The following is a 13,069-nucleotide window of genomic DNA, read 5'->3' as shown; positions in this document are numbered from 1 at the left end:
ACAGATGATCAGGGCCGCTTTAGCTTTTCTAATACAAAGGAAAGTGAAATATTGGTGGTCTCCATGGTTGGCTATGTCAGCAAAACAGTGGTTATCACCAGTCAAAACCAGTATAAAATTCAGCTGGTACCTAATAATACTGCTTTAGATGACGTGGTAATTGTTGGTTATGGCCAGGTAAAACGAAAGGATCTTACTGGTTCGGTGGGTTCTGTAGTGATGAAAGATATGGAAAAAGCACCAGTGGTTTCCTTTGAAGATGCTTTGGCAGGAAGGGTGGCAGGGGTGCAGGTCGGTTCTGGTGATGGACAGCCAGGCAGTATTAGCAACATCACCATCCGCGGAGGAAATTCCATTACCCAGTCAAACTCACCACTTTATGTGATTGATGGCTTTCCTTTGGAAAATCCCGACAACAATACCATTAATCCGGATGATATTGAATCAATAGATATATTGAAAGACGCATCTTCTACCGCGATTTATGGCGCGAGAGGAGCCAATGGTGTAATCATGATCAAGACCAAGGAAGGTAAGGTAGGCGCGCCGGTGGTTAACTATAACAATTGGCTGGGCTATCAGTATCCGTCAAAGCAAATAGAAGTGATGAGCCCTTATGAGTTTGTGAAATACCAGCTGGACCTGAATAAGACTTCTGCTACCGCTTTGTATCTTAAGGACGGCAAAACTTTAGATGCTTACCGCAATGAGCGTGGGATAAACTGGCAGGATAATGTGTTGCAGAATGCATTTATGCAAAATCATAGCTTCTCTATGAGGGGCGGCACTGCGGCTACAAAATATTCGGTAAGCAGTTCTTATTTAGATCAGAATGGAATTGTTATTAATGGTGGATATAGGAGATACCAGGGACGGTTTCAGATCGATCAGCGTTTAGGGAAAAATATGAGAATTGGCATTAATACCAATTATACATACGGAATCAAAAAAGGTCAGATAGCAAATCTAACCAGTGATAACCTAAACAGCAGCTCGGCCGGAAATGCCAGCTCATATTTGATGTACAGTACCTGGGGATACAGGCCTGTTACAGGCAATGCAGATGATGAAAATTTCCTTGATCAGCCTTTTGACGATGATGTGGCGGGCAATACAGATTTAAGGATAAATCCAGTGGTAAACTCCAACAACTTATATCAGTATGCTTTTAACAAATCACTTACTGCCAATGCTTTTGCGGAGTATGCTTTCCTGAAGTATTTTAAGTTCAAGGTGAGTGGCGGGATGACGGATACCCGTTTGGTTTTTGAGCGCTTTAACAACGCTAATACGGCAGCTGGAAATCCACGGACCGTTTATGGGCAAAGCTACGGCATTAATGGCTCCCTGGAAAATCAAAATATCCGCAGTTTACTGAACGAGAACCTGCTCACATTTAACAGGACATTTAACAAGAAGCACCGTTTAGATGCAGTGGCTGGATTTACCATGCAGAGAAATAGTATGGAGGGGGATGGATTTGTATCTATTTTATTGCCAAATGAGTCATTGGGTGTCAGGGGGCTTGATCAGGGGACTGTCCTTGTAAAAACAACCTCAGGTAGTTATTCAACGCTGGTGTCTTTCCTGGGGCGTGTGAACTATACGTTTAACTCGCGCTACCTGTTCACGGCTTCTATCCGTAGTGATGGATCTTCAAAGTTTGCCCGTGATAACCGAGTGGGTTATTTCCCTTCCGGGGCCTTTGCCTGGAATATTGGGGAAGAAAATTTCCTGAAATCAGTTAAAGCTATTTCTTCCGCAAAACTAAGGGCTTCTTATGGAATTACCGGAAACAACCGGGTATCAGACTTTGCGTACCTGAGTGTTTTGGATCAGGAAGTAGGAGCCAATACTGGAAATACCAGAAGTGGCTATTATTTTAACGGACAATACATTAAAGGAACTGTACCTGTTGGGCTGGGAAATGAAAACCTTAAATGGGAGCGAACCGGAAACCTTGACCTTGGAATAGACTTAAGTTTCTTTAAGCAACGCATCAGTTTAACTACTGATTATTACTATAAAAGAACCACAGACTTATTGCTGAATGCTTCATTGCCTACTTCAACCGGGTATCTTACCGCATTTAAAAATATTGGTGTTGTGGTAAATAGAGGCTTGGAGTTTACCTTAAATACAATAAACCTGAGTACAAAGAAATTTAGCTGGACATCCAATTTTAACATTGCCTTTAATACCAACAAGATCGAAGAGTTGAATGGTGATCAGCCTAGTTTGATTACACGTGTTTCGAACTGGAACGCCAATTTCAATAACTCTTTGCCCTATATAGCCTTACCAGGACGCCCTGTGGCCTTGTTTTACGGCTATGTTTTTGATGGGGTGTATCCTTTAAGTGATTTCAATGTATTGTCTAACGGTAGTTATGAGCTGAGACCTGACGTACCGAACAATGGGAGCGCCCGCTCGCTCATTAAGCCAGGTTTTATCAAATACAAAGACATTAACGGAGATGGGGTGGTAGATGCAAATGATCAGACGATTGTTGGTAATCCTAATCCGAAACACATTGGAGGCTTTTCCAATAATTTCAATTATGGGCCGTTTGATCTCAATGTTTTCTTACAATGGTCTTACGGAAATGACATTTTAAATGCGAACCGGATTGTATTTGAAGGCGCGGAAGCCAGACCAAGCCTGAATATGTTTAAGACCTACGAGAACAGGTGGTCTCTGGAAAATCAGAATAGCGATTTGCCTGTAGCCGGTGGTTATGGTCCTAATGTGTTTTCCGACAGGAATATCGAAGATGGCTCCTTCCTTCGTTTAAAGACGGTCTCGTTGGGCTATAACCTTTCTTCTGCAGTAACGAAAAAGCTGAAAATACAATCAGCCCGCTTTAATGTTTCGGCACAAAATCTGGTAACCTGGACCAATTATTCCGGTTTGGACCCTGAAGTTTCAGTGCGCCATTCTGCGCTTACACCGGGTTTCGACTGGAGCCCATATCCAAGGGCACGCACCATCACCTTTGGTATGAACCTAACTTTTTAACGATAAATGTTTTTACAAATGAAAACAACTTTATTATATATCGCGATGATGCTGGCACTGATTGTTAGCTCGTGTTCAAAGATCCTGGACACAACCCCACAGGATTTTGTATCGCCAGTAAATTATTACAATACAGAAAGTGAACTGCAATCTGCACTGGCCGGAGTATACGACCGCTTGGGCGATAACAGGCTTTATTCACAAGGTATGTCTTGTTATATGGTTTTTAGTGACGAATTTTTCATGAAAAACCAGACATCGGGAATGAACGCCAATATTGTAGATGCTTCGACCCTGGAATTAAACAGACATTGGGAAACGCTTTACACGGGTATTGAGCGAGCGAACATGTTACTTGAGAACATAGATAAGGCCGTTAAGGTGACTGCGGAAAAACGTAATGAAATAAAAGGACAGGCGCTATTTTTAAGGGCTTACTATTATTTTATGCTAACGGATGAGTTTGGAGGTGTGCCTTTAAAGCTCCAATCCAGCAAATCACCTGAAGAACCGCCTCTCCCTGGTACTCCGGTAAAAGACCTTTACGAACGGATTGTTACTGACATGAAACAGGCAGAAAGTCTGGTGAAATCGGTTTCTGATTATGGCTATAATACACGTATTACAAAAACTACTGTACAGGGTATACTCGCGAGGGTATATCTGACCATGGCAGGCGCCCCGCTAAATGATGTTGCAAAGTATGCTGATGCCAGAGCTTATGCAGAAAAAGTAATGCTGTCAGGATTGCACAGCCTTAATCCCGATTTTAAACAAATCTATATCAACCACGTTCAGGAGATTTTCGATACAAAGGAAAGTATGTGGGAAGTAGAATTTAAAGGCGTAAACCAGGGCGAAATACAAGAGGGCGGCATGATTGGCAGTTATAACGGCATTACCTGTGGAAATATTGAATTGGGATATGGCTATGATTATGTTCATGCTACGGCTAAGCTTTACAATGCTTATGCGAATGGCGATCAGAGAAGGGACTGGACAGTTGCTCCTTACCGGTATGTGACAAGCGGACAAACGGCTGTACGGACCAATTGGGCAGCAGATCAGATATACGATCGTAGCAATGGGAAATGGAGGCGTGAGTATGAACTTCTTTTACCAAGAAATCAAAACTATACCGGTACAAACTGGCCGCTGTTAAGGTATGCCGATGTATTGCTGATGTTTGCAGAAGCCGATAATTATACCAATAATGGGCCCTCTGCAAATGCGTATAAAGCGATAAATATGGTGAGGCGAAGGGGCTATGGAAAAGATGTGCTTGTGCCCGATGTAGCGGCCGATGCTGCTGCTAATTTGTCTCAGCAGGATTTTCTTGATCTGATCAGGAATGAACGGTTACGTGAGCTTGCTTTCGAGGGCATCCGGAAGCACGATCTTGTACGATGGGGTATTTATCCATCTGTTATGCAAACACAGGCAAGAGAATACCAAACCAATATGCCAACTGCTTTAAAAGACGCAGCTGTTGCACAGGCACAGCGCGTAACAGATCGTGCTGTTTTATTCCCGATCCCTAACAGCGAACTCGCCGTTAACCCTAATATCAAACAGAATACAGGATGGTAACTACAAAATTGTATAAGATGAATAAGCTATTAATTGCCTCAGCTATATTATTTTCACTGGCTTCCTGCCAGAAGACCTATGAGCTGGCTCCGCAGGATGATTTTTCTGTTGAGTTGGAAAAAAACAGTTATAAAGTTGGAGAACCCGTTAGGTTTATAATTAATGGTAAACCGGAGAACATTGTATTTTGGTCGGGAGAAGCCGGACGCAAATATGAGTACCGGAAAAGAACGGTCGTGGAAGGAAATGCAGTTTCCCTGAATTTTAAAACTTATGCCCAGTTCGGCTTAATGCCCATCGATCAATCGGTGATAAAACTGTATGTATCTACCAATTTCAACGGAATATATGATGCTACAAATGTAAAGGCTGCCACCTGGGAAGATATTACAGATAAAGCTGTTTTATCTGTTGGCCTGGATCAAACCCCCTCTGGAAATATCAGCCTGAACACTTTTGCCGGGCGTAATAAAAATATGGCGCTGGCTTTGGTTTATAAGACCACTGTTATAAAACCAGAAGCACAGCAAAACCGTTGGGTAATCCGTTCTTTCGACCTTAAAAGCACCAATCAGCAGGGAGAAGAAACGGTACTGGCCACTATGGCTACCGCGGGCTGGACTGCTTTTAATTTTAGTGGTCCTGCAACCAATTGGAGTATCAGTTCAGCACAGTTGCTTACTGTAAGGAACAGTACCGATCTTGATGATGACTGGGTAGTAACCAAACAGTTCAACCCTAATAGTATTTTACCTGATGTAGGGGAACCTATTAAGAATATTTCCCAGAAACTAACAGATTATACCAGGGTTTATACTAAAGCTGGCGTATATAAAGTGTCGTTTGTGGCAACCAATGCCAATGTAGAACGATCACTTACAGTTGTAAAAGAAATAGATTTAACCATTACCCAATGAGATTAAAACTTATAATCTTAATGCTGCTTGCTTTTATAAATAGCAGCTATGCCCAGCTGGTGCCCAAAGCCCGCTTAACAAATGATGTACTTCGCCTGAACTGGGAAGACACCGGTAAGGGATATAAAATAAAACAGCTGTCGGTAAAAGGACAAAACAGATGGCATTCCCTGTCTGGCACATTGGGGCAATATACCCTGCTTTACAGTGCAGACCAACCCAGGATGGATTCGGAGGCTAAAGACAAAAACGGGAAAGAAATTCAGTTTCCTGAACCTGAATACCGTTATATCATTCCTACCTGGAAGGCGAATACTTCTGCGGTTTCCTTAAATAAGGAAGGGCGTGCCATTTTATTTTATCCACAGCAATATAAGCAGGTTGGCAATACACTCGTTTTTCAGCAAAAAACAGATGTCTCTACTGTAGAGGCCATGTGGAAACTAGATCCTGTTTACAAAAATGATCTATGTGTTTCCATTCGTTTAACAGCCGATAGGGATGGATATTATTCCATAGCAAGTCCGGCATTGAGCACAAACGACAAAAAAAGTTTTAAATGGGGCTGCATCCCCGGTGTGTTTCAAGGCAGCACCATCAACAATGACTTTACAGATGCCTATGCTTATGGACATGGAATTCCGGATAGACCCGTTGTGGTAAGAGAAAGAACTGCGGCTGCTCTTACGGCTATACTCACCAATAGAGAGGGAATTACACTCGCCGTAACGGCTGAGCCGGGAACAGCCAGGCACCCATGGGAATATGATAAATCTACCCAGTCAAACTGGCTGCTTGGCCTGTCGCTGATCAACAGGCAGGAACAACTGAGCCCAACCTTATATCATCCGGTACTGGGGCAAAACAAGTCGTATTTAAAAAAGGGAGAAAGCATCTCCTTTGATTTCAGGTACACTATCAATGCTTCAAACTGGTATCAGGCATATCAGCATGTCGTAAATGATGTTTACCGCTTTGATGAGCTGTTGCATTTAAAGCAAACCAAGCTTTCCTTATCTGATCGCATGGAACAGCTTTTAGACTACGTAAAAAAGGACAGTACTTCACGGTGGCGGACTTTCGATTATCATGGCCGGACTATCGGCGCCCAGGAATATTTGGGTGGGGTGTATGGCTCGGAAAAAGATGCCGTAAAAAATGCCGATTATGGGGCGATGTGGATGTTGGCAAATATAACCCAAGACCCGATTCTGGTTCAAAAACGTCTTAAAGATGCATTGAACTTTAAATTGGCACAACAAAATACTGCTGGCGGGTTCTTTCACGGAGCTGCGGCTGGTCAATATTACCTCTACAATTCAAAACGGTTTACCGAAGAGTGGGGGCCTTATACCGAGCCAATCGCAACCACTTATTATATGTTGCTTGATATGGGGAATGTATCCTTATTTGAGCCAGATAATCAGCAGCTTAAATCGGGTATACGTATGGCGGCCGACTGGCTTTTAACTAAAATGAAGCCAGAAGGTTATTGGGAAGTGGCTTATCATAACGACACGCAAAAGCCTATGTTTGAAGATCTGAAAGATTATAGACCTACTTTTTACGGATTGTTGGTTGCATACCAGACGCTTCGGGATAAAAAATACCTGGAGGCGGCTGTAAAAGCTGCAGACTGGTACATCAAAAATGCTGTAGATAAAGGCTACTTTTTAGGGGTTTGCGGAGATGCCAGGTTTGCACCTGATTTTGCAACGGGGCAAAGTGCGCAGGCTTTGCTCGATCTGTTTGAAATTACAAAGGACGTACGATTTAAACAAGCTGCTATTAAAACTGCGCAATTCTATACAACCTCCATCTATTCTCATCCGATTCCGAATAAAGAAAGCAAAAAAGTTGGGTCGAGACAATTGGAAGACTGGCAAATAAGTCAGGTGGGGCTAAGCTTTGAACATGGAGGAATTTTAGGTTCCGCAAATAACAGCGGCCCCATTATGCTTGCAAGCCATGCCGGCATGTTTGTAAGGCTATTTCAACTGACAAAAGATTCGCTATACCTTAAAATGGCAAGGACTGCAGCTTTAAGTAAAGATGCTTTTGTAGACCCTGCCACGGGAGTCGCTTCTTACTATTGGAGCGCAATGAACAAGGGAGCCGGGCCTTTTCCTCATCACGCCTGGTGGCAAGTGGGGTGGATCACCGATTACCTGATGGCAGAACTTTCCTTGCGTTCACAGGGGCAGATCGATTTTCCTTCAGGTTTTCTTACGCCTAAGGTTGGCCCTCACAAAACGTTTGGCTTCAGGCAGGGAAAAATATTTGATAAGCAGGGAGACTTAACATTGATGGAGAAACTGGTTTCATTGAACAATCCCAATATGGACTATATATGCGCCCTGAATAAGCAGGATAAAGTGTTTTACCTGTTTGTATTGAATAACGATGACGAAATACAGGAAAGTACCCTTCAGTTAGATATGTCCCGTTTTATTCCAGGACATAGCCTGGATTTGAAAACTGCAAAATGTTTTTCTGCATCAGGTTCAAAAATTCCTTTTTCTACAGGAGATCCTATAAAAATAGCGCCTTATGGCCTCCAGGTTTATGCATTTACATATAAATAAATTAAGACATGTACCAGAAAACCAGGCTATGTTTATTATTAACAGCATTCTTGTTTTTAACAACAGGAACTGTGATTGCCCAGCAGGAAAAAAGCCTGCTGCTGGGGACTGATTTTCAGTTTAAAGGCAAATGGTTTAATGAAGTCAATAAAGACGGCATCAGTGGCAGCATTTTAAGATTTTTAGAAGGAGAACAGGATAGCACATCTGATGCATTAACCGTGATGAATATCGGAAAAGCAGGTCGTTATGCCATCTGGATAAGGACCCCCGATTTTGATACACGTCCACGTACCCGGTTATTCCAGCTGTCGGTTGGAAATGTCAGGTTAAGAAAAGCAGGCGGACATGGAAAACCAGGATATGCCTGGGAGCGCCTCGGAAGTGCTGATTTACAGGAGAGTGATGTGCTGTTGCGCCTCCATAATTTTAATTTTGGCCGCTGCGATGCTATTCTTTTTACGCAGGATAGCACTATCAATCCAAATGATATAGATAAGAAAACCCTTTTATCCTGGAAAAAGCTTCCTGTTATGCAGGAAACACTTACAGCGGAAAAGAAAAACACAAGCCCCGCACTTCAACTGAGCAAGACGGATAAGGTAATTGCAGGAATTGAAAACGAGGCTGTACGTGTGCAGTTTATAAGGACAGGAGCTGACCATAAGGCTATTGCTTGTAAAACAGAAATAAAAAAAGACGGGGTTTGGCAACAAATAAGTACTGCAAACATTGAAGACCATAGGGTTTTCTTAATCAGTACTAATGCTACCGCCATCCAGTTTAACAAATACTATCCGGCCTGGGACAGCCAAAAACCAAAAGCATATTTTGTTTTTATGGGGAATAAATATGCAGTTTACCAGCCTGGAGCTGATCTCGATCCTTTTGAGGCCGGTAACCTCAGCGAGGCCATTCCCATAACTGCAGAAGCTGTAGATAAACAGACCATCAAAGTTCAATATGTGACCAGGAATGGTTCTGCAATAACCGGTTTGTGGACATTACATCCAGGTCAGCAACATATTGATCTGCGACTGATCTGCAAGGTTGCACAGCCAGGATATTACAGTATGGGGATCGAAGCTTTTCAGCCTGTTTCAGATCAGGAACTGGAAAGCGTATCGATGGCACCCATGTTTCAGTATAAGCGGCTTTCTGATGGTCCGCAAATGATGATTACTGCTATGATGCAGCAACCCCTGGCCATTGTTTCTTCGAAAACAGGGCAAGGTATTGTTTCTAGTTATGTTGCAACAAGCCCTGAATTGTTTAAAAAAGACTGGGGTTCGGTAGACTATGCGCCTGCGGGTTTTACACTGAAGAACCACAATAACCAGATACAGCCGGTTATGTTTTCTCCGGTACTGGGAATGAATGATTCTAAATACCGTGCAGGGGAGTTGATTGACAGGCGATTTATTATTGGTCTAAAGTCGGGCAACTGGGATTCGGCCATGGATTATGTATCGAAGGAAGTGTTTGAGGTAAAGGATTATCGGAAACAAGAACAAGCTTCGCTTACTGATGCAGTATTCAACATGATTGAGCTCGTGAAAAATGATAATGCTGCGGGATGGTCGACTAAGCTAAAGGGTTTTTTTGATATTGAAGGCGACCCTAAAACAGCACCTACAGTTGTAAATGCCACACCATTGGCCAATATTGCACTTTCTGTATTGCAGAATGATGAAGCGTTTTACATCAGCCGGTCTTTGCCAACCATAGAATTTACGCTTTCCAGAAGCGGGTACCGATGGGCGACCGATATTGTTCCGACAGCATATAATGCTACACGAAAAACGCTGGAGTTCAATCCACTTACCTCTCAGTTCACCACATCTTATTATGTAGGATTGGATCGTTTATTGGGAGGATTGAATCCCTGGCTGAAAAATATAGCACTACCGGGAGATAGCCTTAGGATGGCAAAAGGCTACTCAACAGATTTCCATTCATGGAACCAGGCGCTCTGGGCATACCAGCTTACAGGACAGGCAAAATGGTTGCAGCAGGCAAAAAAAGATGCAGATCTTTTTATTCAGCAAAAAATATATAACAATACCAGTAAAGTATTGAGTCATGTACCTTTTTACAATGCCAGTTTTTATGCACCCTGGTGGGACTTGCTTGATCTCTATGAAACGACAAAAGATAAAAAATACCTGAAAGCTGCAGAATATGGTGCACATTTTACCATTGCTGGAATACGCAGTTATCCGAAAGTGGAAGATAGCTTGCAAACAATCCACAAGAATAATCATTATGATGGCGTTACGCACATCTGGTGGAAAGGCAACGAGCCTTATCGCTTAGGCTTTCCCCGGAAAAATGGCGATGTAAAGGAAAAGAAAGTGCCCGAATGGCTGGTATCGCCAGTAGGCCTGGGCCTGGAGCAGCCTAGTACTTATTTTACCCGCGTAAAAGATCAGACGGTACGTCCGGTATTTATGAGTAGCTGGGCACCCCATTTGTTGCGCTTGTTCCAATATGAGCACAAACCCATCTACGAAACCTATGCCCGCAATGCAGTGATAGGTCGTTATACAAACTATCCTGGGTATTACGGTACGGGTTTTACAGATATACCTATGTCGGTTGATTTCCCTTATAAAGGGCCGGATGTGAGTTCCATTTATTATCATCATATCCCACCACACATCGCTTTTAATCTCGATTACCTGATCTCAGAAAGCATCCAGCGTTCGAATGGAAATGTAGTGTTTCCTTATAGCAAACAGGAAGGGTTTGTTTGGTTTAACAACCGGGTATATGGTGGTGGAAAAGGAAAGATCTTTGGCGATCAGGAGGCCACACTATGGATGCATAAGGGCCTGGTAAATATTCAGAATCCGGGAATCAATTATGTTACTGCAATTTCGGATAAGAACTTCTGGATATTGCTTTCCTCGGAAGCTGAGTCTGAGCAAAAAGTAGCCGTACAATGGACTGATGCTTCGGCAGCGCTAAAGGATGGGAAAGCCCTGGTTTACGCGCAAAGCGATCAGTCAGTCTCCCAGGATTTTAAAGCGGCCAAGATTGATGTTGTTGTTCCTGCAAAAGGATTTAAGGCAATTTCTATTCCTTTAAAGGCGGCTCCGGTTGCAAAGAAATATCAGCCGGTAAAAGATGGAATGAAAGTGATTGATCTTGGGGCTCCCTGGGGACGTGTATTCTTGTTCCGTATCCGTTCTCCCTTTGGTTGGGATACCTGTTATGGATTTGCAGAAACGGCTCCTTTAAATGGGTATTCTGTAACTGTTAATTGTAACAATCAAATGCAGGAAATAAGGCAGTACCCATACGAATGGAGCTTTAATAAACTGGCAATGGGTGATGACGCAAAACTGGAACTCATTTTTAAGAGTAATGATGGGAAAACAAAATCAAAAAAGATTGTACTCTATGGTAATGAATAAAAAAGGTGTGAAAACTGCATTGCTTGGTTGTTTATTAATGTCTGCTACTGCATTTTCTCAAACCAGGCCTGACAGTGATAAGATTGCGGCCTCCCAGGCAGGGGCTTCTCCTCTTTATTTTGATGTTTCTGCATCCAATATCCCTGTAATTGAAGCTGGTGATTTTAACAATGAACTGGAATGCAGTGTTAGGGCAGGCCTTCCGGGCTTCTTTGAAAAAGTAAATGCGGGTAAAAAGGTGGTGGTTGCTTTTATTGGAGGGAGCATCACCCAGGCAAACTTTGGTTATCGCCTTCAAACGGCCCGGTACCTGGAGCAGACTTATCCTCAGGCTAGCTTTCAATGGATCAACGCAGGTGTATCTGGCACAGGAACAGAACTTGGTGCATTTAGGGTCAATGAACAGGCACTCAGCCACCAGCCCGATCTTATTTTTATAGAGTTTGCCGTTAACGGCGCTTATGCCGCCGGGATGGAGGGAATGATCCGTCAAACAATCAAGAAGAACCCCAATACAGCTATTTGTTTGCTGTATACCATTTTAACCGGACAAACGGCCTTTTATCAAAGAAATGAGCTGCCTCCAAATATTAAAGGACTGGAGCTGATTGCCGCGCATTATGACCTACCTGCTGTGAACTTAGGTGTGGAGGCGGCAAAGCTGGAAGCTGCAGATAAATTGATCTGGAAAGGGAACCAGGCTGATCCGAATAAAATTTTGTTTTCTGATGATGGAATCCACCCGACTACCGCAGGGGGCAATCTCTACGCAGCAGCCATTGCTCGGGCCTTCAAAAAAATTGAGGCAGCAAAGCCATTAAAAAAGAAGGCGCTGTCAAAGCCGTTAATTACTGCCGCATGGGATGATGCAACGATGGTAGATCCATCAATTTTACCGGTTCCTGATAAGGGTTGGAGGGTGTTGCCAACAGATACTGATCCAAACCTTAAAAAATTCAGTCCCTGGTTTTCTAATGTACTTTCTGCAAATAAACCAGGGGCCACATTTAGTTTTCGTTTTAAGGGAGATATGCTGGGCGTATTTGATATTGGCGGACCAGAGGTTGGACAACTGGAGTGGATCATAGATGGAAAACCAGTAAAACTAAGCAAAGAAAAGGAGGGGAGTTTTATTTATTACCAGGCAAAAGATACAACCGCTGCAGATGTGTTGAACAGATTCAACAGCTACTGCAATAACCGTTACCGCGGACAGTTTGATATAATTAAAGTACCTCATGGAGACCATTTGGTGAAAGTAACCCTTTCTGGCCAGAAAGCCGATAAACTCATGATACTGCCTGAAGACAAGAGAGCGGATATTGTTCAACATCCTGAAAAATATGATCAGACAGTGATCTATTTAGGTCGGATTTTATTAAGGGGGATATTATTGAAATGAGACAGGTTTTTAAAATAAAAGAGTATACTAAATTCATTTGCTTTTCAATTGCATGTTGTTTATGTATGCAGTTGAATGCGCAAATTGTAAAAGATAGTCAGGGATTTAAAATTTTATCAAAGGGCAAAACTTACCTGT

6 protein-coding genes are annotated in these 13,069 nt (G+C 42.8%); all 6 read left to right on the top strand.

The features are described 5' to 3' along the window. A partial coding sequence (locus ASU31_RS26005; RefSeq protein ID WP_057935160.1) for a SusC/RagA family TonB-linked outer membrane protein occupies nucleotides 1–3,018 on the top strand: 3,018 nt, incomplete at its 5' end. Nucleotides 3,019–3,036: 18 nt separating this feature from the next. Beyond that, a complete protein-coding gene (locus tag ASU31_RS26000; protein ID WP_245224618.1) occupies nucleotides 3,037–4,608 on the top strand; it encodes a RagB/SusD family nutrient uptake outer membrane protein in 1,572 nt (523 codons plus the stop codon). Between the two features lie 17 nt (nucleotides 4,609–4,625). Next, nucleotides 4,626–5,525 (top strand): DUF5017 domain-containing protein, encoded by a 900-nt coding sequence (locus tag ASU31_RS25995; protein ID WP_245224617.1) that lies wholly within the window; start codon nucleotides 4,626–4,628, stop codon nucleotides 5,523–5,525. After that, nucleotides 5,522–8,110 carry a glycerophosphoryl diester phosphodiesterase gene (locus ASU31_RS25990; protein ID WP_057935157.1) on the top strand — a complete coding sequence of 863 codons (2,589 nt, stop codon included), beginning with the start codon at nucleotides 5,522–5,524 and terminating at the stop codon, nucleotides 8,108–8,110. The genes ASU31_RS25995 and ASU31_RS25990 overlap by 4 nt, the downstream gene beginning before the upstream one ends. A gap of 8 nt (nucleotides 8,111–8,118) precedes the next feature. Further along, complete coding sequence (locus ASU31_RS25985) at nucleotides 8,119–11,529, top strand: hypothetical protein (protein WP_057935156.1); 3,411 nt, start codon at nucleotides 8,119–8,121, stop codon at nucleotides 11,527–11,529. Next, nucleotides 11,480–12,931, top strand: a complete 1,452-nt coding sequence (locus ASU31_RS25980; protein WP_245224616.1) for an SGNH/GDSL hydrolase family protein — start codon at nucleotides 11,480–11,482, stop codon at nucleotides 12,929–12,931. The genes ASU31_RS25985 and ASU31_RS25980 overlap by 50 nt, the downstream gene beginning before the upstream one ends. Nucleotides 12,932–13,069: the final 138 nt, after the last annotated feature.

It is taken from the genome of Pedobacter ginsenosidimutans (assembly GCF_001442625.1).
In the GTDB taxonomy this organism is placed as follows: Bacteria; Bacteroidota; Bacteroidia; order Sphingobacteriales; family Sphingobacteriaceae; genus Pedobacter; species Pedobacter ginsenosidimutans.
This window is presented reverse-complemented; position numbering and strand designations above follow the sequence as displayed.